Source organism: Paraclostridium tenue, from assembly GCF_039521565.1.
In the GTDB taxonomy this organism is placed as follows: domain Bacteria; phylum Bacillota; class Clostridia; order Peptostreptococcales; family Peptostreptococcaceae; genus Paraclostridium; species Paraclostridium tenue.
The window spans coordinates 1-21,737 of sequence record NZ_BAAACP010000001.1 but is presented as its reverse complement, the minus strand read 5'-3'; the positions used below and the strand labels follow the sequence as shown (position 1 = coordinate 21,737).

General features: G+C 26.3%; 22 protein-coding genes, 1 pseudogene and 1 other annotated feature. Of the genes and pseudogenes, 2 read left to right on the top strand and 21 right to left on the bottom strand.

What is annotated here, in order from left to right:
- Nucleotides 1-2: 2 nt before the first annotated feature.
- The 10 genes from ABFX13_RS00115 to hpt form a co-directional block, all read right to left on the bottom strand.
- Nucleotides 3-170, bottom strand: a complete 168-nt coding sequence (locus ABFX13_RS00115; protein ID WP_147543113.1) for a hypothetical protein — start codon at nt 168-170, stop codon at nt 3-5.
- Nucleotides 171-278: 108 nt separating this feature from the next.
- Complete coding sequence (locus ABFX13_RS00110) at nt 279-497, bottom strand: alpha/beta-type small acid-soluble spore protein (protein ID WP_021123091.1); 219 nt, start codon at nt 495-497, stop codon at nt 279-281.
- Between the two features lie 194 nt (nt 498-691).
- A complete protein-coding gene (locus tag ABFX13_RS00105) occupies nt 692-1,915 on the bottom strand; it encodes a BaiN/RdsA family NAD(P)/FAD-dependent oxidoreductase (protein ID WP_346040896.1) in 1,224 nt (407 codons plus the stop codon).
- Nucleotides 1,916-1,920: 5 nt separating this feature from the next.
- On the bottom strand, nt 1,921-2,766 hold the full coding sequence (locus ABFX13_RS00100; protein ID WP_346040894.1) for a phosphatase PAP2 family protein: 846 nt from the start codon (nt 2,764-2,766) through the stop codon (nt 1,921-1,923).
- Nucleotides 2,767-2,887: 121 nt separating this feature from the next.
- Entirely contained in the window at nt 2,888-3,289 is a 402-nt protein-coding gene (locus ABFX13_RS00095; protein ID WP_187527058.1) for a PTS sugar transporter subunit IIA, read from the bottom strand.
- Between the two features lie 13 nt (nt 3,290-3,302).
- The gene (locus ABFX13_RS00090; RefSeq protein ID WP_346040891.1) at nt 3,303-4,142 is read right to left on the bottom strand and encodes a PTS system mannose/fructose/sorbose family transporter subunit IID; all 840 of its coding nucleotides are present in this window, start codon (nt 4,140-4,142) and stop codon (nt 3,303-3,305) included.
- A complete protein-coding gene (locus ABFX13_RS00085; protein WP_346040889.1) occupies nt 4,132-4,899 on the bottom strand; it encodes a PTS mannose/fructose/sorbose/N-acetylgalactosamine transporter subunit IIC in 768 nt (255 codons plus the stop codon). Before ABFX13_RS00085 ends, ABFX13_RS00090 begins: the two co-directional genes overlap by 11 nt.
- Nucleotides 4,900-4,913: 14 nt before the next feature.
- The gene (agaB, locus tag ABFX13_RS00080) at nt 4,914-5,390 is read right to left on the bottom strand and encodes a PTS galactosamine transporter subunit IIB (RefSeq protein ID WP_147543108.1); all 477 of its coding nucleotides are present in this window, start codon (nt 5,388-5,390) and stop codon (nt 4,914-4,916) included.
- A gap of 167 nt (nt 5,391-5,557) precedes the next feature.
- A complete protein-coding gene (locus ABFX13_RS00075; RefSeq protein WP_346040886.1) occupies nt 5,558-6,496 on the bottom strand; it encodes an ROK family protein in 939 nt (312 codons plus the stop codon).
- Between the two features lie 99 nt (nt 6,497-6,595).
- On the bottom strand, nt 6,596-7,117 hold the full coding sequence (gene hpt, locus ABFX13_RS00070; protein WP_346040884.1) for a hypoxanthine phosphoribosyltransferase: 522 nt from the start codon (nt 7,115-7,117) through the stop codon (nt 6,596-6,598).
- Between the two features lie 221 nt (nt 7,118-7,338).
- Between hpt and ABFX13_RS00065 the strand changes: the two genes are divergently transcribed.
- Nucleotides 7,339-8,412 (top strand): pyridoxal phosphate-dependent aminotransferase, encoded by a 1,074-nt coding sequence (locus tag ABFX13_RS00065; protein WP_346040882.1) that lies wholly within the window; start codon nt 7,339-7,341, stop codon nt 8,410-8,412.
- 52 nt (nt 8,413-8,464) lie between these two features.
- Here the strand turns inward: ABFX13_RS00065 and ABFX13_RS00060 are convergent, their stop codons facing one another.
- From ABFX13_RS00060 to uppS, 11 genes and pseudogenes are all read right to left on the bottom strand, one after another.
- Nucleotides 8,465-10,237: an S-layer homology domain-containing protein gene (locus ABFX13_RS00060; RefSeq protein ID WP_346040880.1), complete on the bottom strand. Its 1,773-nt coding sequence runs from the start codon at nt 10,235-10,237 to the stop codon at nt 8,465-8,467.
- A gap of 88 nt (nt 10,238-10,325) precedes the next feature.
- The gene (locus tag ABFX13_RS00055; protein WP_346040878.1) at nt 10,326-10,712 is read right to left on the bottom strand and encodes a YkvA family protein; all 387 of its coding nucleotides are present in this window, start codon (nt 10,710-10,712) and stop codon (nt 10,326-10,328) included.
- A gap of 71 nt (nt 10,713-10,783) precedes the next feature.
- Nucleotides 10,784-11,788 (bottom strand): aspartate--ammonia ligase, encoded by a 1,005-nt coding sequence (gene asnA / locus ABFX13_RS00050; protein ID WP_346040876.1) that lies wholly within the window; start codon nt 11,786-11,788, stop codon nt 10,784-10,786.
- 142 nt (nt 11,789-11,930) lie between these two features.
- Nucleotides 11,931-12,192, bottom strand: a binding site (T-box leader).
- Nucleotides 12,193-12,529: 337 nt separating this feature from the next.
- Nucleotides 12,530-14,242: pseudogene (gene ptsP, locus ABFX13_RS00045) on the bottom strand (phosphoenolpyruvate--protein phosphotransferase).
- An 83-nt stretch (nt 14,243-14,325) separates the two neighbouring features.
- Nucleotides 14,326-14,586, bottom strand: coding sequence for an HPr family phosphocarrier protein (locus tag ABFX13_RS00040; protein WP_346040874.1), 261 nt, complete (start codon nt 14,584-14,586; stop codon nt 14,326-14,328).
- A gap of 51 nt (nt 14,587-14,637) precedes the next feature.
- Nucleotides 14,638-15,849: a patatin-like phospholipase family protein gene (locus ABFX13_RS00035; protein WP_346040872.1), complete on the bottom strand. Its 1,212-nt coding sequence runs from the start codon at nt 15,847-15,849 to the stop codon at nt 14,638-14,640.
- A gap of 209 nt (nt 15,850-16,058) precedes the next feature.
- Nucleotides 16,059-16,403, bottom strand: coding sequence for a hypothetical protein (locus ABFX13_RS00030; protein WP_346040870.1), 345 nt, complete (start codon nt 16,401-16,403; stop codon nt 16,059-16,061).
- A gap of 50 nt (nt 16,404-16,453) precedes the next feature.
- Nucleotides 16,454-18,187 (bottom strand): Eco57I restriction-modification methylase domain-containing protein, encoded by a 1,734-nt coding sequence (locus tag ABFX13_RS00025; protein ID WP_346040868.1) that lies wholly within the window; start codon nt 18,185-18,187, stop codon nt 16,454-16,456.
- A 72-nt stretch (nt 18,188-18,259) separates the two neighbouring features.
- Complete coding sequence (locus tag ABFX13_RS00020) at nt 18,260-19,168, bottom strand: patatin-like phospholipase family protein (RefSeq protein WP_346040866.1); 909 nt, start codon at nt 19,166-19,168, stop codon at nt 18,260-18,262.
- A gap of 100 nt (nt 19,169-19,268) precedes the next feature.
- Nucleotides 19,269-20,048 (bottom strand): N-acetylmuramoyl-L-alanine amidase family protein, encoded by a 780-nt coding sequence (locus ABFX13_RS00015; protein ID WP_346040864.1) that lies wholly within the window; start codon nt 20,046-20,048, stop codon nt 19,269-19,271.
- A gap of 72 nt (nt 20,049-20,120) precedes the next feature.
- The gene (uppS, locus tag ABFX13_RS00010; protein ID WP_346040862.1) at nt 20,121-20,765 is read right to left on the bottom strand and encodes a polyprenyl diphosphate synthase; all 645 of its coding nucleotides are present in this window, start codon (nt 20,763-20,765) and stop codon (nt 20,121-20,123) included.
- Between the two features lie 242 nt (nt 20,766-21,007).
- Between uppS and ABFX13_RS00005 the strand changes: the two genes are divergently transcribed.
- On the top strand, nt 21,008-21,199 hold the full coding sequence (locus tag ABFX13_RS00005; protein ID WP_346040860.1) for an oxidoreductase: 192 nt from the start codon (nt 21,008-21,010) through the stop codon (nt 21,197-21,199).
- The last annotated feature ends 538 nt before the right edge of the window (nt 21,200-21,737 follow it).

The following is a 21,737-nucleotide window of genomic DNA, read 5'->3' as shown; positions in this document are numbered from 1 at the left end:
TATTAACCTAATGCTTTTTCTAATTTTGATAAATGTTGTATAGGATAATACTTAAGTAATTCTTTAAACTGCTCAACAGTAAGACCTTCAGTTGTAGTGTATATATTTATTTTCCCATCTAAATCTGCATTTATAAATTTAGTTTTTATTTCTTCAAAGTTTACAGCCATTTTAATTTACCTCCTATATATGTATTATCTCTTATATTTTGTCCATCTTAATTTTTTTTACTCAATAATAATAAAAAAGGAAGGTTTAAAACCTTCCTTTTCTACCAACTATTGTTGTTGACCACTCATTTGTTTTTCAGCCATTTCAACTAATTTTTTAGTCATGTATCCACCAACATATCCATTTTGTCTTGCTGTCATATTTCCTTTATCAGCAGTGTCATAGTTTGACATTCCTAACTCATTAGCTATTTCTAATTTCATTTGTTTTAATGCTGCTTTAGCTTCTGGTACTGATATTGAATTTTGGTTGTTATTGTTTGTCATGTTGATTACCTCACTTTATTAGTTTTTGTAGTGGTTTATGGAGTCTTAAATTTACCTTGAACAACTTTTACTCCATTTTTCCTTTGCTGTTGTTCATGTTCTTATTATGCCAAATTGTACTTTTTATATACTTAAATTTATAAAAATTTTATAAAAAGATTTAAAATTTAAAACTCTAAACTTTATAAGACTAATTAACAACTTATACCTGCTAAATATCCAGTTGAAAATGCTATCTGAAGATTAAATCCTCCAGTATATGCATCTACATCTATTACTTCTCCTGCAAAAAACAATCCTTCTATTAATTTCGACTCCATTGTGGATGAATTTATCTCACTAGTTTTTATTCCACCAGATGTTATTATTGCTTCATCTATCGGCTTATAATTTCTTATATTAAATTCTAAATTTTTAAGTAAATTTACTAAATCCTTTCTTTGCTTTCTTGAAATTTGATGCACTACTAAATCTTTATCAATTCCACTTAAATCTATTATATAAGGTATTAATTTTTTAGGTAATAAATCATCTAAACTATTTTCAAACTTTTTATTTGTATACTTTTTAAAATCTTTTTGTATTCTTTTATCTAACATTTCTTCATCTAAAGCTGGCTTTAAATCTACTAGCACTTTATAAGTTTCATTTTCAAAAGATTTCATTCTACAACTTGCTGACCTTATTACAGGCCCCTCTATACCAATGTCACTAAATTCCATTTCTCCAAAGTCTTCATATATACTTTTACCTTTTTTGTCTATCACCTTTATGGCTATATTTCTAAGTGACAATTTGTTTAAGCTATATACATCTTCAAAAGTTTCAAGCCCTATTAGTGATGGCTTTGGCTTAATAATTGTATGTCCTAAGCTTTTAGCAAACTTATAACCATCACCAGTTGATCCAGTCCTTGGATAACTAACTCCACCAGTTGCTATTATAACACTGTCACACTTTATTACTTTATTATTACTTAGAACAACACTTTCTATTTTACCGTTTTTTTGTTCTATTTTTTTTACATTAGCATTTAACACCACATTTACTTTATTTTGCTTCATTTGCTTTTCAAGTGCTACAACAACATCTTTAGCTTTATCGCTTTCTGGAAATACTCTTTTTCCTCTTTCTGTTTTTGTTTTAACTCCTAGTGAATTAAACATGTCTATAACCTGTTCGTTAGTGAAAGTATAAAATGCACTATATAAAAACTTCCCATTAGTAGGAGTATTTTCTATAAGTTCCTCTATATCACAATTATTAGTTATATTACATCTTCCTTTTCCTGTTATAAGTAATTTTCTACCTAGTCTTTCATTTTTTTCTAATAATGTAACATCATGTCCCATACTAGATGCAGTTGATGCTGCAACCATACCAGCCGCTCCTCCACCTATTACAACTACTTTTTTCAAATTTATCATTCCTTCCAAATCTTCTCAAATATTAGTGGTGCTATATCCATTGCATATATCATCAATAAAAAATATCTTAAAAATCCACCTATACAATTTAATGGCATAACTAATTTTAATATTAAATAAATTGCACCTAAACTTATTAATCCAAATATATATCTAAATATTTTTAATTTTAAATTTACATTGACATTAAAATTAATATATTCTTTTTCTATTATATATCCGATTATATATCCACTTAATAACCCTAACATTTTAACATATTTAGTACTGTTTACAATAAACATCCATAATATCATAGGTATTATTATAAGATTAAAATATCTATACTTTTTATTTTTTTCAACTTTTGACATTATATAATTACAAATAAGAGTAAATATTATACCAAATATCCATCCGAATAAAACATCTATAGGCCAGTGAACACCTAAATATAATCGAGATATACCTATAACTAAAAATATAATTGGTCCAAATATGTATAAATATTTATTTTTAAAAATACTCATCATACTAACCCAAAATGTAGTTCCTATTTGAGTATGTCCACTAGGAAATGAGTATCCTGTAGCTGTTGAAACCCTCATAGACTCTATACCATCTACTCCAATAGGTCTTTGAACCTTAAAAAATTCTTTAACGCCTGTATTTAAAGCCACATTTCCTATTAATGCAAATAATAATCTTTCCCCATACTTTTTATTGACACACCAATATAAAATAGATGCTACTATTAGTACAACTGGAACTTCTGTGCTAATAGTTATAGTCAAAAATAGTATGTTTAGTATAGGATTTTTAAATGATTGTATAAATTTTAGTATTTCAACTTGCATGTTCATATACTAACTTAAACCTCCCGTCAAATAAAACTACTTTCAATACTTAATTCTTTAAATATATAATATTAAATTTCTATTATTTATGATTATATAAAAAAAGAGTAGCATAAGCTACTCTTTATTATATTCCTTCATCTTTAAATTCTACAACTTTCTTTTGTGGATTTATTGCATTTATACCAGTCTCTTTTATAAAGTTAACATCAATATCACACCCTAAAGATACCATCATACCTGCTTCAATAAGCATAGGCAAATTCGTACCGCAAAATACTTTTATGTTATTGTTAAGTGCTAACTCACTACTAACTTTAAAAGGAGTACCTCCTGCTAAATCTGTAAATATATATAATTCATTATTACTACATTTGTCTATTATAGATTTTATATCATTTTTTAACTCTTCAGGATTTTTATTTTCTGTAAAATCAACCACTTTTATAAAATCATAGTTCCCAACTATTAAATCTAAACTACTTTTTAATCCTGAAGCAAAGTTTCCATGGCCTGTTATTATAATCATTAGTAAATTCCCCCTAGAATAATCCTATATATGCTCCTGCTATACCTATTAACACCATTATTAATATATTTATCATAGGACTTACATTTTTCTTAACTAGCCCATACATACCAAATGTTAGTCCAAGAGGTAATAATTTTGGCATTATACCATCTAGTATTTCTTGAACTTTTAAAGATGTTTCTCCTATAGGTATTTCAGTAACAATATCTATACTTACATATGAAGCTATTAAAGCCCCCACAACTATCATACCTAATATAGTAGCTGATCTAGTAAATTCCTTTGCATTTTTTGTTATTTTAGTTATACCTTCAATACCAGTCTTATATGACCAATGCATTAACCAAAATCTTAATCCTAAATGAACTATATTAAACATTAGTAAAAATATTATAGGTCCTGCTATACTTCCTTCAAGCGCTAAGTTAGCTCCAACTCCAGCAGCTATTGGAAGTAAAGTAAACCAAAATATTGCATCTCCTATACCTCCTAATGGCCCCATCGCTGCAACCCTTAATGAACGTATAGTTTGTACATCTGCTTTCTTTTGTTCTAAAGATAAAACAATTCCCATAACAAATGTAATTAAAAATGGATGGCAATTAAAAAACTCTAAGTTATGTTTCATAGAAGTAGATAAGTCTTGTTTGTTTTTGTGTATTTTTTTAAGTCCTGGAAGTATAGAATACAACCAACCTCCAGCTTGCATTCTTTCATAGTTAAATGAAGCTTGTAAAAACATAGATCTCCATGCCATTTTATTTAAAGTTTTCTTATCTAGAGTTTCACCCTCTGTTTTATCTATATATTCAGTATGAATCATTGCTTTTTGTTCTATATTAGATGCCATCACTCATACCTCCTCCAACATTTTTAGTTTTTATGCTCACATTAAAATCGTATATAGCTACAACTAACCCTATCATAGCTAAAGCTAAAAGTGGTAAATTTAAGTATGCAACTAATACAAAACCTAATACCATAAATATCGCATACTCTTTACTTAACATAACCTTAAGTAACATAGCAAATCCTAAAGCTGGCATCATCTTTCCTGCTGCAGTTAATCCAGTCCAAACTTGTTCAGGTAATACTTTAGTTAAAGTATCTCCTATCGCTTGCCCTGATAGTAAACCTGCTAAAACTATTAATGCAAAAGCTACTCCTAATATTCCCATAGCCATATAATTTACTTTATCTATTCCCTTAGGATTAGATTCTTCCGCTGCTTTATCACATAGTCTCATTAAAGGAGACATTACTGTAAATAATGCAGTTACTGCATATTGACCTAATAATGCAAATGGTATTGCAAGTGGTAGTGCTGCACTTGTATCTAAACCTGATGTTATAGCAAATATAGTTGCCATTATACCTCCTATAACAGCATTTGGAGGTTGAGCTCCACCTACAGGCATTGCACCTATCATCATAAGTTCATAAGATCCACCAACTATAAGTCCTGTGTTTAAATCTCCCATTATAGCCCCAACTATAGGACCCATTATTATAGGTCTATACAATGATTCTAAAAAGTTAAACTGATCAATAGCTGCTATAAATGTAACAATTAAAATTAGAGCAATTTGAACAAACCCTATTTCCATAAAGCTACCCCTTTCTATTTAAATAATTCATCTATACTTTCAGCAGATTCACTTGGAACTCTCCTGATTTCTAGCTCTACACCTAACTCCTTAAGCTTTTTAAATGCAGCTACATCATCATCATCTACACAAACTGCTTTTGAAACTTGTCTTTTACCTTGTGCCATATGCATATTTCCTATATTAACCTTCTTTATAGGAACACCACCTTCCACAAGTTTTAAAACATCTTGAGGATTTTCACAAATTATAGCTATATGCTGAGATTCACTAGCCTTGTGTATTATATTTATTGTTTTCTCTATTGTAAAATATCTAGTTTGTGCAAAGCTTGGTGCAGCCATATCCATAAGGCCCTGTCTAAATTCATTTGTTGCTACTTCATCATTTGCTACCAATAATAAATTAGCTCCTACACTAGATGACCACATAGTTGCTACTTGACCATGTATTAGTCTATTATCAATTCTTGTTAATACTATATTTGGCATAATACCGCCCCCCACTAATATTTTTTATATATCCTTATAATTTTTAATAGCTTATGCTTAATTTTATGTTTTTAAATTTAAACTTATGATGTTTTTATCATCTTTTTTGCAAATTAGAAACATAAAAAAAGAGAGGTCTATTAAACCTCTCTTTTTTTAAACTTACTTTAGCTTAAAAATGCAGCACCAACAATTCCTGCATCAGCACTTAATGTAGCTATAACTATATCTGCAAATTCTTCATCCTTAAAAACTATATATTTTTTAATTATATCATTTAATCCATCTAATATTATATCTCCTGATCTAGAGACTCCTCCACCTATAGATATAACTTCTGGATCTATTGTATTTATAATTGCCGCTATAGACTTGGCTAAATAATCTTTAAATCTATTTATAGTTTCAATTGCAACCTCATCATTTTCTCTATATGCATCAAATACATGTTTAGCAGTTATATCATCTAATCTATTATTAACTAATGATAAAATTTTGCTATCTTTTCCTTCTTGGATTAGTTTTCTAGCATACTTTATTATAGCTGTAGCAGAACAGAAAGTTTCTAGACATCCATTGTTTCCACAACTGCAATCATAATAGTTTGAATCTACAATTACATGTCCTAACTCAGATCCCATATTATGTGCTCCACTAAAAACTTTCCCATTTATTATTATTCCTCCACCTACACCTGTTCCTAAAGTGTACATAACTCCAACATCGCAACCTTTCATGCTTCCAACTTTAGCTTCTGCTAAAGCTGCAACAGTAGCATCATTTTCAGCATAGACCTTAACATCTGCAAACTTAGATTGCAAAGTATTTATAAAATCTTGTGATTTCCATCCTAAATTTACGCATGTAACCTGTCCTTTTTTATTTATAAACCCAGGCACTCCACAACCTATAGATTTTACATCTTTCATCTGTATATTATTTTCATCTAAAAGACTTCTAACTAAGATGTTTATATCTTCCATTACCTTATCAAATCCATTTTCTACATCTGTTGCACATTCTTTTCTATAAAGTATTTTTCCATCTTTATCTACTATACCTGCTTGTATACCTGTACCACCTATATCTATACCTATATAGTACATATTTGTTCCCCCTATTACTAATTAAGTTTTAGTTATAATTTTATTATACATTCAAACTTAATTATCTAAAATATATTTTAAAAAAATAATAGTAGAAGATTACTCTCCTACTACTCCTATATATGGTAAATTTCTATATTTTTCTGCATAATCTATTCCATATCCAACAATAAATTTATCTTCTATAACAAAACCTTTATAATCAACTTTTATATCAACTTTTCTTCTTTCAGGTTTATCTAATAATGTACATAATTTTAAAGACTTTGGATTTCTAGTTTTTAATGCTGCTACTAAATTACTTAATGTTAATCCACTATCTATTATATCCTCAACTATTAAAACATTTTTCCCTTCTATATCTACATCTAAATCTTTTAATATCTTAACTGTTCCTGATGACTCAGTTGAGTTACCATAACTTGAAACACTCATAAAATCTATATTAACATCTAAATTTATATTTCTTATTAAATCTGCAACAAATACACTTGCACCTTTAAGTATACCTACTACTAAAAGTTCTTGGCCTTCAAAATCTTTTTCTATCTTGCTAGCTATTTCTTTAACCTTTTTTGCTATTTCTTCTTCACTTATCATTACACCTGTAACTTTGTACATAGTTGTACCTCCAATTTGCCGTATATTAATATATTCCATTATAACATATCTTTTTTGTTTTTTTGAATATTTTTTTAATTTTTTAATTTATAATTCGTGTTTATGTTTTATTTAAAATATAATTTATATATATTTTTAATTTTTACATATTAGTTATATATTATATACAAATTTTTATATATAATTATTATTATAAAAATTTTTTTAGGAGGTAAATTCCAATGAGTACAAATCATGGTGCTAACTTATATGATTTATCTAGTAAGTTAGGTTTAAATAAAAATGAGTTAATGGACTTTAGCTCTAATATAAATCCTTTAGGCTCTTCTAAATTAGCTAAACAAGCTATTATAGATAATATAGATATGGTCTCTATATATCCAGATCCTTCATATCTTAATTTAAAGACTTCAATTTCAAATTATTGTAATTGTTCTAATGATAATATTCTTTTAGGAAGTGGCGCAACTGAACTTATATCTTCATTTATAGATATAGTTAATCCTAAAAAAGCAGTTTTATTGTCTCCATCTTATTCAGAGTATGAGAAAGAGTTAATAAAAGTAAACTGTCATATTAATAAGTATTTTTCAAAAAAAGAAAATCTGTTTAAGGTTGATGTAAATGATTTCATAAATTATATAAACAGTGATAATCATGATATAGTTGTTATTTGTAATCCTAATAATCCTACTGGATTTGCATTTACAAATGAAGAAATAAGAAAAATACTTGAAAATACTAATACTTCTATTATGATTGATGAAACGTATATTGAATTTACTAATACAAGTAAATATTCTTCAACTAGATTAGTTGATGATTTTAATAAACTTTTTGTTATTAGAGGTACTTCTAAATTTTTTGGTACTCCAGGAATAAGATTAGGATATGGACTTACATCTGATAATATAATAAAAGAATCAATGAATAATAAGTTGGATTTATGGAATATAAACACATTAGCATCTATAATGGGTGAAGTAATGTTTAAAGATGAAGATTTCATAAAAAATTCTTCGCAAACTCTAACTAAAGAAAGAGAATATCTTTTAAATGAACTCTCTTCTTTTGATGATTTTATGGTTTATCATAGTGATGGTAATTTTATATTAAGTGAAATAAAATCAAAAAAAATAAAAGCCTCAGAGCTAAGAGACCTTTTAATTGAAAAACATATAATAATTCGAGATTGCAAATCATTTGAGGGTCTAGATGAATATTTCTTTAGAGTTTGTACTTTAAGTCATAAAGAAAATAAGTTTTTAATAGAATCTCTAAAATCTATCTTTTAATAAAAAGTGTAGATAAATAATTTTAAATCTTATTTATCTACACTTTTTTATATTACTTAATCCTACTTAATGTAACTAAAGCTTCTGCTCTAGTCATATTAGATTTAGGTTTAAAAGTGTTATCTGGGTATCCATTCATATATCCATTTTCTAATACACCTTCAACACCACTAACTGCCCATACAGATATATCTTTATAATCAGAAAACTTTTTCATTTTATCATTATTATTATCTGATATTTTTCTAAAATTAGATATCATTACACTAGCTTGTTCTCTTGTAATTGGTTCATCTGGCATAAATTCTTCTTTTGATACACCTTGACAAACACCATTTGTAACAGCTATATCGATTTCATCTTTAGCCCAATGTTTTTTTGTATCATTAAATACTTTTCCACTACCTTTTTTTAATCCAAAGTATTTATTTAAAATTTTAACAAATTCAGCTCTAGTTATTGAGTTATCTGGTCTAAATGTATTATCTCCGTAACCATTTATATATCCCTCTCTAACAAATAAATCTATATCATTTTTAGCCCAGTGCTTATATACATCATTAAAAATAATTGTATCTTGTTTTTTAGCATTGTCTTTGTTTTCAATTACATCTTGCTTTTTAGTATTATCTTTGTTTTCAATTACATCTTGTTTTTTAGTATTATCTTTGTTTTCAATTACATCTTGTTTTTTAGTATTATCTTTATTTTCAATTACATCTTGTTTTTTAGTATTATCTTTGTTTTCAATTACATCAGAATTCTTTATAAGTATACGTTTAATACTTCCATTATATAAATCCTTATAATAAAGATATCTATCTTTTATATACAATGGATGCCCCGGAGAATTAAGAATTTTTTCTTTACAACTTCCATCTTTTTTTATCTTATATATTTTATATCCATTAGAAACATTAGTATAGTATCTATATTCCTTATCACTTACAACATAATCCATTTCTCTCATATACTTATACTTATCACTATCACATTTAGGTACACTACTTTTATCCCATGTGTGATCTTTACCCATTTCTGCATCACTTAATGCAAGATAAGAGTATCTAACTACACCTTCTCTATTTGGAACAGGGTCGTCCCATGTAACATCTAGCTGATAGTTCTCTCCATCTATGTTAACTATATTCCAAATATGATTCATAGCTGGACTAGCTACATAAGTACTATCGATGCCAACTTTATTTAAAAGTAATTTCATACTTGTCGTATAACCTTGACAAACACCTCTACCTTTTACAAGTACACCATATACATCAAAATCATGGTCATTTGATATTTTATATTCAGTATTTAAAACTAAATAGTCATGTATAGCTATAACTTTTTCTATTTCAGACATAGAATTTGATATACATGTACTTAAAACGTGATTTACTTTTTTATCTAATTCCCCTATCATTTTTTTTATTGATTCTTTAGAATCTATATATTTAAATTCTAATTTCCCATTACTCCAATAAGAAGAATTTTCATGTGTAAAATAAAATATTTCAGGGTGATCATCTAATACTTTCTTCCTAATATCAAATACTTCAGAACTTTTAGGTGTTCCATATTTTGAAAGATCTACTGAATCCTCCATATTTATAAGTGATTGATATATAGAATTATATATATCACTACTTTTATTAATTTCTAAAGAATCACCATAATTATAATTATATTTTTTCGATTCTTTGGCGTAAGGGTCATTTTCATGCGTATATCTATTATCTGCAAAAATACCATTTGGTAATCCTATACATACTATCATTGTAATTATTAATAATATTTTACTTAATGACTTTTTACTATCCTTCATTTTACTGTCCTTTCTGTATATTTTTATTTAAGCACTTATACACAGTAATAGATATCCAATATTTTCAATAAAAAATGAAGAGTAATTTTTACTCTTCATCCTTTATTGAAAAAGTTACACCTTCTATGATATTAGGATTTATTGTATCTTTTCTAATTTTTTTGTACATTTCAAGTTCTTCATTAATTATTCCAAAACTCCAAAAAAGTACAAACAAATCATCTATAAATCCAAATATACCTGTTATCACTTCTGGTATAAAATCTATTCCTAATAATAGATATACAAAGGTTATTAAAATTGCAAAAGTTACTTTATATTTACTTATTATATTTACACTTTTATCTTTATAGAAATCTGGAAGTTTAAATAAATTGACAATAAATAAAATTCCAAATTTGCTATTTTTAAATCTAACCAAAGTTTTCTTAAAAGTATCTAAAAATATATCTATTAATCTTAATATAATTTTCATATATATCACCCCTAAAGCTATAACTTAAGATTATTATAACTTATATGAGTATTTAGATGAATATATTAAATTTATAATAAATGTATACCAGACTTATCACATTCTTTAATCATATCTTCTGGCCATATACCTGCTTGTACTTCTCCTATGTGAGCTTTATTTAAAAAGTACATACATATTCTTGATTGTCCAATTCCTCCGCCGATAGTATATGGCAACTCTCCATTTAATAAAGCTTTGTGATAATCTAATTCTTTTCTATCCTCACAACCAGATAACTTTAATTGTTTTCTTAAACTTTCTTCATCTACCCTAATTCCCATAGAAGATAATTCAATAGCATTATCTAAAACTGGGTTATAAAATAGTATATCTCCATTTAATTCCCAATCATCATAATCTGGACTTCTTCCATCATGCTTTTCTCCACAAGAAAGAACTTTTCCTATTTGCATTAAAAATACTGCACCTTTATCTTTTACTATTTTATTTTCTCTTTCTTTTGGAGTTAATTCTGGATACATATCTAATAATTCTTGTGAAGTTATAAAAGTTATCTCTTCAGGTAAAACTTTTTTTATTTGTGGATATATTTTGTGTACATGTTCTTCTGTTTCTTTAAATACGGTATATATCTCTTTAACTTTAGCTTTTAAAGTCTCTATATTTCTATCATTTTTTTCTATTATAAGTTCCCAATCCCATTGGTCTACATATATTGAATGAATATTATCTAGCTCTTCATCTTTTCTTATAGCATTCATATCAGTATATAGTCCTTTACCTACTGAGAAACCATATTTTTTAAGCGCCATTCTTTTCCACTTAGCTAGTGAATGAACTATCTCTGCTTTCTTTTTCATATCAGTAACTTCAAAACTTACTGCTTTTTCTGTTCCATTTAAGTTATCGTTAGTTCCAGTTTCCGGTAAAACAAATAATGGTGATGATACTCTAGTAAGGTTTAACATTTCTCCTAATCTATTTTCAAAGAAATCCTTTAAATCTTTTATAGCTTGTTGTGTTTCTATAACTCCTAAACTCGGTTTATAATCTTTTGGTATTGTTAAGCTCATAATTATACTCTCCTCTTCTTATTTTGATATTTTATTTTAATGATTTATTAAAGAGTATGACGTCATACATTTTTTAATTTTAGTATATGTGGCCACAATTATACTTTTTTTCAATAAAAAAAACTTTCATCTCTATATAAAATATAGGGACGAAAGTTTATAATTTCCGCGGTACCACCCTGGTTAACTAGACCAAAATATCAAGTTCTCTCAATAACGCAGCAAGACTAATCTTAGTGCGTTCCAACTTGATAACGGTTTGGTTCCGTCTAAGCCTACTCTTTTTACAATTTCGGTTAGCAACTCCAGGATGTTCTTCAATATAGGCTTCGTGTTGGACTCTCACCATAACCAACTCGCTCATAACTACTTCCTATACCTACTCTTCCTTTCAAGGTCTTTTAACTATTTTTTAAATTATTTAACGTAATTTTAGTTTAATATATGAATTATGTCAATAAAAATTTTTAAACAATAATTATTTTAAAAATTATTTTTTATATCAACAATATATATTTTTTTAAATTTTATCTATATTTATAGATATATAGCTTTATTTATTAAAGTGATTTATGATTTAAATTATATTTTTTAAAAGTTTTAATTTTTCTGATTTATATATAAACATCTTAATAAATAAAAAGTTATATTAGAATTTATACATCTAAAAGTTCTGATATATTAAATTGAATACAATAACTATGTAATAAAAAAGATCGCTAAAGTTAGCGATCTTTTTTATTACATATTAAAAGTTTTATCTACATATGCTTTTATTTCTTCTGCAGTTCCCATAGTTAATACTTCATTAGCAAAGTTTTTCATATCATCATACTTAACAGAAGTTATGAACTTTCTAGCTGGAAGTATTGATATAGGGGACATTGAAAATTCATCTAGACCCATACCTAAAAGTATAGGTATCATTCTTTGATCTCCTGCGGCTTCTCCGCACATTCCTACCCATTTTCCTTCTTTATGTGCATTGTCTATTACCATCTTTATAAGTCTAAGTACTGCTGGATTAAATTGATTGTATAAATAACTTATCTTTTGATTCATTCTGTCAACCGCACAAGTATATTGTATTAAATCATTAGTTCCTATAGAGAAGAAATCTACATGCTTAGCTAATATATCTGATATAACAGCTGCTGATGGTATCTCTATCATCATACCAACTTCTACATCTTTTGCGTATTCAATCCCTTCTACATCCATTTCAGATAATACTTCTTTTATAATTTCTTTAGCTTTTAATAGTTCTTCTAAAGAAGATATCATAGGAAACATTATTCTTAATTTACCATGTACACTAGCTCTATATAAAGCTCTTAATTGAGTTTTAAATATATCCGTTCTATCTAGGCATAATCTTATTGCTCTATATCCTAAAAATGGATTCATTTCTTCATCCATTTTGAAGTACTTTAATTCTTTATCTCCACCTATATCTAATGTTCTTATAACTATAGGTTTTCCATTCATACCTTCAAGGACAGCTTTATAAGCTTCATACTGTTCTTCTTCAGTTGGAAAGTCATCTTCTTTATTCATATATAAAAACTCAGTTCTATAAAGTCCTACACCTTCTGCATCATTTTTTAATAATCCTTCAAGGTCATTAGGACTTCATATATTCCCTGCAAGCTCTACATGTCTTTCATCAAGGGTTGTAGAAGCTTTTCCTATTAATTGCTTTAATGCCTCTTTTTCTTCATCGAACTTAGCTTTTAGTTGACTATATTTATTTATAGTTTCTTTATCTGGATTAACTATAACTTCTCCAGTTTCTCCATTAAATACTACAAAATCTCCATCTTTAATTTTCTCTGTAGCATCATTAAGACCTACTACTGCAGCTATCTCTAAAGTTCTAGCCATTATAGCTGTATGAGATGTTCTTCCACCTATATCAGTTAAAAAACCTAAAACCATATTCTTATTCATTGTAGCTGTATCTGATGGAGTTAAGTCATGAGCAATTAATATAACTTCTTCAGATAAAGCTGATAAATCTACAACTTTTATACCTAATATATGTCTTAATACTCTATTTGTAACATCTTTTATATCAGCTGCTCTTTCTCTCATATACTCATTATCCATAGATTCAAATATGCTAACAAACATATCTTTAACTTCATTTAAAGCAAAATCAGCATTTACTTTTTCATCTTTTATTTTAGATATAGTCTGATCTATTAATTCTGGATCTGCTAATACTAGTAAATGTGCCTCAAATATTTCGGCTTCGTGTTCCCCTAATTCTTTTTTAACTCTCTCTTTTACTTGTTCTAACTCAACTCTTGATTTTTCTACTGCTTTTTGTAATTTTTCTACTTCAAAATCGGTATTTTCTATGCTCTTTTTTTCTATATTAAGTTCGCTGTGTTCTATAACCAAAGCTTTTCCTAAAGCTATTCCAGGCGATGCCCCTGTTCCTTTGTACATATATGTTTCCTCCTAATGTCTTATGTATACAATATATATATATTCAATAAACCTCGGCTTTCACCGAGGTTTCTTAATTTTTATTATTCTCCAAATCCACTTTCTATTAATTCAACTAATGCATTTACTGCTGCTTCTTGGTCTTCTCCATTAGCACATATAACAACTTCGTCTCCTTGAGCTAATCCTAAACTCATTATTCCCATTATAGATTTAGCATTAACAACTTTATCTTTTGCTTTTATTTCTACTGTAGCTTTAAATTCAGATGCTTTTTTTACAAACATTCCTGCTGGTCTAGCATGTAATCCACTTGCATTTTTAATAGTTACTGTTTTTTCCATTGTAATACCTCCATAAATTTCATTTGTTATAAATAATATAACTATCACTTATTAAGTTTGTGTTTTTATATCATTTATTATTATATTTGTTAAAAGTTTAGTAAACCTATTCCTATGAATAGAAATTATAGGTCTAACTTCAAAATTAGACTCCCAATTCATATTAGAATTTATATTAGTGTTTACTACTTCTACTACCTTGTTAAAATCATACAAATTTAATCTATTTATATTATTTTCTTCAAGCTTTTTCTCATATATACAATAAAATAGGTCTTTATATGAAAACTCTTTTGATAAATTTAAACTATCTCCTAATTTTGGTATTATAGCTTCTAAAAGAGTTCTTTTATTTATATCTCTTTTTATATTTAGTAATTTGCATAAACCTTCTATAGACTCTTTACTCAAATTACTAAGTTTATTAAAACAATAATCATCATCATATTTATAATCTAAATTGAAATAATATCTTATGCCTTCATATCTGTTAAAGGTTTTCATGGTATCCATATATCCCAATTTAATGTTTTTATGAACATTATCTGGGTCTAAATTTAAACATCCACCTAAATACTCAGATGGGACTATAACTTTCATATTCATATCTTTATGATGATTTAAATTTACTTTTCCAAATAAGTCGTCAATTAATCTTACTACAACTATATCTTCATATCCTTTTTCCCTTAATAAACTTACAGGTATATTGTTATAAAATACTCCATCTAGAAATAACTTATCATCTAATTTATCTAGTTTAAATATAGGTAAACTAGCACTCGCTATAAGATAATCTAATAATTTTCCATTTGGTATATTTTCTATAAACATAGGATTTGGAACTATCTTTCCATCCCACATAACTGTAACTAATCCAAAATCTTTATTTGAACTTCTTATTAAGTCTTCATCTATAGTTTTTTCTAAAAGATTCCTAAATGGACTTATATCTATACCTTGATTTTTTCTAGCTTTATTTATCAAAGAGATTACCATATTTATATTTTTAGGCGTAAAATCAATATTTTTTATACGATGATATGTTTCTTCATCAACATCCATAAAATGAGTATAATCATAATTAGTCCATATATCCTCTAAAACTTCTATATTATCTTGAGCTATATAAGCCCCATTCAAAGCTCCTATAGATGTTCCTGCTATGCCTTTAAATTCTATGCCTAATTCCCTTAAAGCTTTATATGCTCCTATCTGGTAGGCACCTTTTGTACCTCCACCTTCAAGTACTAATCCTTTCATAAATATCACCTTAATTAAGTTATAAAGATATACATTCCTCAAAACAAATATATTACAAGTTTCACGGTATTTCAAGTAAAAATTATATTTTTTTATAATATTTATTAAATTTTAATTTTATACTTTATTCTACATATACTATTAACACTTAGTATTTCAAATAAAATATTAAAAGTTTTTATATTTTCAATTTATGTTTTCGTTTAAAATTATTTTATCTCTGACTTAGAATTAATAATCTTTACGGCCTTTAAAAATATCTTTTTTTCTAAAGAACTTAATCTCATATTTGACATTATATAATTTTTAGGATCTATTAAATATATATTTTTATAACCAGTTTTATAAAACATCATACAAATATTTTTTATTTCAGAAAATTTTTCACATTCAAATCTATCTGTTTCTATAATTAAATTATACTTAGATGTTTTTATTCCCTTTATTTTTTGTTTATAATCATCTACAAATACTTTTAAATCTTTACTGTTTAAGTACCCACTTACATTTATATAAATACTATTATCACTATTTACAACTTGAAAATCTATCATAACATATCCCCCTATTAAACTTATTTTAATATGAATATATGAATATCTTTCTATAATAGTGAATTTATATTTAAAGAATTTTTAATCAACTCATTTATTTCCTCTTGTAAAATAATTACTTCTTTATTTGCTTTATTATCACTTTCTAATATATTTATAATTTTTTTTGATAAATTTTCTATTGATTTATAGTTATGATCTTTAAAAATACTTATTTGCATTACCTTATTAGGATAGTAGTCATATAAATCTTTACCCATCTTTTTAGCAAAAGTTTTAAAATAAGTATCATATATACTTGAGTTTAATAGTCCAACTATATATTCATATGAAAACTCTCTTATATATTCATCTTTTATATAAAAAGAATATACATCTGCACTACAAAATCTATTTTTATTATCAATAGCAAATCTATTTTCTTTTGATTTATAGGGATACATTATCTTTTTTCTTTCAAACATATTCTTATTTCTTCCCCATTGCAATTGATACCACATTCTAATATTTTTTTTACATTCTCTTCTGTTTTCTAATTTTTGCTTATAATTTTTTATATAATTTATAGAGTTTGAATATTTATGACAACTATCTATATCATCACTATATATAAGTTTTAAAGAATTCTTTTCTATAAAATATTTTTGGATATTTTTACTCTTAATCCAATTTTTCAAAATATTTTTTTCTATGCATAATTTGTGTTCATATTCATTATCTATAACGAAAGCTTTATCACATCCAGTTATAATTCCTTGAAAGCTTACGCATATATCTTTTAATTTAAATTCACCGTAATCTTCTATTTTATTGTACAAATAAATATTTTCTTTTTTATCTATAATCCAATCTTCTTTCATATCTATTTGATTTAAATTTATTTTTGTAAATTCATTTTCATCTTTGAGTTTAACATTAATATCTTCTATAAAATCAAAATCTATACTGTAGTTATTTAATTTATAAATATCTACTATATTATTTTCATTTATTTCTTTTTTCATAGTAAATATACAACTTGCTATACTTGCATTTTTAAATACATTCACTCCATTAAAATCTATTATTTCATCTATACTTACATTTTTTAAAATATATTTTCTCAGTAATCTTCCACTTTGACTTTCTATAAAATATCTAGGTGTTATTATACTTGCAACACCATCTTCTTTTAACAAATCAATTATTCTTTTATAAAAACAAAAATAGATATCGGATTTATCTCTATATACTTGTGAATACTCTTTTAATAACCACTTTTTATAATTTGTATTAAGATTTTTATGTCCTATATAAGGAGGATTTCCTATTATATAATCAAATTTATTATCCCAAAATAACTTTTTTATATTTGCATCTATTCCTTCACTATTTAAACTATCAAAGCAATATATATTTAATTTGTCTATATTTTTATCTAAGCTTTTATTAATTAATGAATGTTTTAACAATTTTATTGCATTTGAATCTATATCTATTCCGTATATACAATTGCTAATTATATGATTATGTATATTTTCAATATTCAATTCATATTTATAATTTTCAAAGATTTCATATAAAGTGTCATATACTTCTAGTAAAAAGTTACCACATCCACATGATAAATCTAAAATTTTAGGATATGGATTTTTTATAAAATCATGATTGTATAAAGTTTTTTTAACTATATAATCTATAATATTTTTTGGTGTGTAATAAATACCTAAAGATTTTTTATTTTCTTCTGTCAAGCTGTTTTCATACAAACTAGATAAATAATAATTATTACTTGAAATCTCCATACCAATTAATCCCCCTAATGAATACCTTTTCATAAGTTTAATTATATCAAATATTACGTAATATAATCCATATTATCTCCATTTTTCGCCAATCCAACTTAATATACTCTCTATATCACAATTTTCGCCTATATTTACTAATTTATCTACTAATTTGTAATCATCTAACCCTATTTTTATATCTATTTTAGGATTAAGCCTTATGTAATTTTCATTTAATAGCTTACTAGTACATGATTGACTAAATTTAGAATTACCTTCTAATGCTAATGCTACTATTGGGTGTGATGGGTCTTTGTTTAATATCCAATTAATAGCTCCCCAATTTGGATTATCTACCTCTAAGTAGTTATAGGTATACCCTGTACCTATAGATAATAATTTTATATTTTTTAACTCCCTTGCTAATCCATCATCTAATGCGTGTACTAAACATGCTAAGCTTGGGTCATTTGCAATAATACACCCATCTATATGATTTTTATAAATAGGAAAGTATATAGGTGCTGCACTACTAGATAACATGACATCAATTACTCTACTATTTTCTGTACTTGATCCAGGTATATTACTATAAAATATAGGTTCCCAAGTATTTTTTTTATCACCTAAATAAAATGTGGGTATAACAACAAATTTAGATAAGTCTTTTAAAGTTAAGTCTTCAGGAAATATATTTAATAATATCTCTTTTAAATTTTTATTATTGTACTTACTCATTATAATTTCAGGATAAGATTTTGAAAATATATACTCTAACCCCTCTCCTGTGTATATATTCATTATTTCCATAGGAGATAATCCATATGCAAGGCCTATTGCAATAAAACTTCCTGTAGATGTACCTCCTATTAAACTAGTTTTTTCGATTATCATAGGATAATGATCTTTTAATCTGCTTAACAATTTTATACTTAATGCCCCCCTTACTCCTCCTCCATCAAAAGTCATTATATTAAAACTATTAATTCCTTCAAACATAAATTCCCTCCAAGTATCACTATATACTAAATCTATTCATATAATTTATATGTAAAAATACAAAAAGGAAGTATATAAAATTTACATACTTCCTTTTTTACTATTTATTTTTAGAGTCTATATAACTTAAAATTCCTTGAGCTATACCTTCCGCCATTTTATTTTGATAGCTTTGACTTTTTAAATTTTTCTCATCTTTTTCATTAGTTAAAAATCCAACTTCAACTAATGCAGACGGCATATCTGTACCTTTTAAAATTCCAACATTTGAAGGATATATACCTCTATTTTTTGTATTTAAATATAAACATATTGTATCTTGTATTGATTTTGCTAATTTATCAGAATCATTAATACCACTTTGAGGATAATAAGTTTCGGTTCCATGAGCTGAACTTGAACCACTTTGTGCATTTTGATGTATAGAAACTAATAAATCTATATTCTGTGAATTTGCCATGCTAGTTCTTTCTTCTAGTGATACATTCGTATCCTCACTTCTAGTTAAAATAACTTCTAAATCTTTATATTGAGATAACTTTCCTGCTACTTTTTTAGCTATTTCTAACGAGATATCTTTTTCTAAGCTTCCACTAAAACCTTTTGAACCAGTATCATTTCCTCCATGACCTGGATCTATTAGTATTTTAATTTTTTTATTTGATTTTTCATTTTCGAGACTCAAGTGTTCAATTTCGACCTTTGCTTGAGTATTCTCTTTCACATTATTATCATCAACCTTGTTGTCTTTTGCATTGCTAAATACCTTCTTAGCTATAAATGATATTGAAAATATACATATTAATACTAAAAGTGCTAAAATAAATAATCTAGATTTTTTTATTCTCTTTTTTCTTATAACTTTTCTTTTCTTAGACATAGATTCACCCTTCTAAATCATAATTCAGCTTAATTCTAGCATTTTTTTACTATATTTTCAATATTTGTATTGTTATCCCCCTAAAGTTATATCTTGTTTATTGTACCAATTTATAGCCTCATGAATATGATTATTTTTAAAATCTGGCCAATAATCATCTAAAACATAAAAATCTGCATATATAGACTGCACAGGTAAAAATCCACTTAATCTCCTTCTTCCACCCCATCTTATTATTAGATCCAGTCTTGAAATGTCAAAAGATTGTATGTATTCATGTATATTATTTTTATTATTACCCTTAGCATTTGATAAAGTATTCAAATCCCAGTGCCATCCATAATTTACTAATAGATTTGCTTTTATTTGCCCTTCTTTAGGTTTTATTCTTTGTGTATATGGCCTTAATTCATCTGGAAACATAGGCGAATTTGTGTTTCCTATTACTAACAATGCTGCCCCTTCATCTAATAACATTTTAGCAGCATTTACACATGCATCAGTAAATGCTTTAGTTTGATATGATGGTCTTTTAGTATTGTCTGTAGTGAATCCATAAAATGTAACTTCTTCCACCCCTATGTCTCTGCAAACTCTATAAGCTTCAAGACCTGGGTCTAACCCACTATCATAACCCTTGTCTTTTGTAAGACCTTTAGATTGAGCCCATCTTCTATTACCATCTGGAATTATTCCTACATGTTTTGGTATTCTCATTAAAATCACCTCTTCCCATATGATTATTTCCATTAGATAAGTTTTTACACAATATTTAGCATGTTATTAGTAATTTCTTTATCTTTTTTGCAAAATATTTACGTTTTACTATAAAGAGCATAGTAAACTATAAATATATTCTAATTTTATTGAAATCATTTATTTTTATTTAAGTCAAATAATTATGCAAATAGTTTATAGTGGAGGTGAAACATCTTAATAATACAAAATAAGGTTATATTATGACCATATTCTATTCCTCAATTAAATCAGATATAACTCCAAAAGTTCTGACTAAATATGATATTGAATATATAATTAATTCTTTTTCTGAAGTTGCTTATAAATGTAACTTAGTGGTATTTTATGATATTAAAATTCATGGGGCTCATGGTTACCTACTTGGTCAATTTTTAGATCCATATCATAAATAGAAAAAATGCTAAATATGACGGATGTATTGATAATAGATATAAAATAATTTTTGAAATCTATAATTCTACAAGAGAAAATGTAGCTACATTTAATGATTGTAAGTATATTGTAAAAGAACTATCTAAACTTGAAAAGATTCTGTTGAAGTATGTGGTGGAGATTTCAAAGATTTTAAAGGAAAATCATATTTTAAATATTACTCCAGTCAGTTAACTTCTTCTGTTAAATGTCCTATTATATTAGTTGATGGAAATAGAACAGTAGATTCGATGACTAAAATTCTAAATACTACTAATATTAAATATTTCTCAATATATAAGCAATTAAAATATATGAGAAATAATAAGATGGTGTTTTACATAAATAGTAAATTAAAATAAACCATAGATATACATGAAACATTATATTTAAAATTTTATTTAAAAAGATGAGTCTAATATAAAATGGATCCTATATAGTGGACACGAGAAAAAGCGTGTCTATCTATGTAGGATCTTTTTTTATAAAATATTAACTGAGGAGTGATTAAAATATGAC

Bases quoted from the DNA above. Each gene is read 5' to 3' on its own strand.
- ABFX13_RS00005 (WP_346040860.1), top strand. From the start codon at position 21,008: ATGACCATATTCTATTCCTCAATTAAATCAGATATAACTCCAAAAGTT.
- ABFX13_RS00095 (WP_187527058.1), bottom strand. From the start codon at position 3,289: ATGATTATAATAACAGGCCATGGAAACTTTGCTTCAGGATTAAAAAGT.
- ABFX13_RS00040 (WP_346040874.1), bottom strand. From the start codon at position 14,586: ATGGAAAAAACAGTAACTATTAAAAATGCAAGTGGATTACATGCTAGA.
- ABFX13_RS00115 (WP_147543113.1), bottom strand. From the start codon at position 170: ATGGCTGTAAACTTTGAAGAAATAAAAACTAAATTTATAAATGCAGAT.
- ABFX13_RS00060 (WP_346040880.1), bottom strand. From the start codon at position 10,237: ATGAAGGATAGTAAAAAGTCATTAAGTAAAATATTATTAATAATTACA.
- uppS (WP_346040862.1), bottom strand. From the start codon at position 20,765: ATGAGAATACCAAAACATGTAGGAATAATTCCAGATGGTAATAGAAGA.
- hpt (WP_346040884.1), bottom strand. From the start codon at position 7,117: ATGTACAAAGTTACAGGTGTAATGATAAGTGAAGAAGAAATAGCAAAA.
- ABFX13_RS00090 (WP_346040891.1), bottom strand. From the start codon at position 4,142: ATGGCATCTAATATAGAACAAAAAGCAATGATTCATACTGAATATATA.
- ABFX13_RS00100 (WP_346040894.1), bottom strand. From the start codon at position 2,766: ATGAACATGCAAGTTGAAATACTAAAATTTATACAATCATTTAAAAAT.
- ABFX13_RS00030 (WP_346040870.1), bottom strand. From the start codon at position 16,403: ATGATAGATTTTCAAGTTGTAAATAGTGATAATAGTATTTATATAAAT.
- ABFX13_RS00075 (WP_346040886.1), bottom strand. From the start codon at position 6,496: ATGTACTATATAGGTATAGATATAGGTGGTACAGGTATACAAGCAGGT.
- ABFX13_RS00035 (WP_346040872.1), bottom strand. From the start codon at position 15,849: ATGAAAGGATTAGTACTTGAAGGTGGAGGTACAAAAGGTGCCTACCAG.
- ABFX13_RS00055 (WP_346040878.1), bottom strand. From the start codon at position 10,712: ATGAAAATTATATTAAGATTAATAGATATATTTTTAGATACTTTTAAG.
- asnA (WP_346040876.1), bottom strand. From the start codon at position 11,788: ATGAGCTTAACAATACCAAAAGATTATAAACCGAGTTTAGGAGTTATA.
- ABFX13_RS00015 (WP_346040864.1), bottom strand. From the start codon at position 20,048: ATGTCTAAGAAAAGAAAAGTTATAAGAAAAAAGAGAATAAAAAAATCT.
- ABFX13_RS00065 (WP_346040882.1), top strand. From the start codon at position 7,339: ATGAGTACAAATCATGGTGCTAACTTATATGATTTATCTAGTAAGTTA.
- ABFX13_RS00085 (WP_346040889.1), bottom strand. From the start codon at position 4,899: ATGGAAATAGGGTTTGTTCAAATTGCTCTAATTTTAATTGTTACATTT.
- ABFX13_RS00020 (WP_346040866.1), bottom strand. From the start codon at position 19,168: ATGTTTGAAGGAATTAATAGTTTTAATATAATGACTTTTGATGGAGGA.
- ABFX13_RS00025 (WP_346040868.1), bottom strand. From the start codon at position 18,187: ATGGAGATTTCAAGTAATAATTATTATTTATCTAGTTTGTATGAAAAC.
- agaB (WP_147543108.1), bottom strand. From the start codon at position 5,390: ATGCCAAATATAGTATTAACAAGAATTGATAATAGACTAATACATGGT.
- ABFX13_RS00110 (WP_021123091.1), bottom strand. From the start codon at position 497: ATGACAAACAATAACAACCAAAATTCAATATCAGTACCAGAAGCTAAA.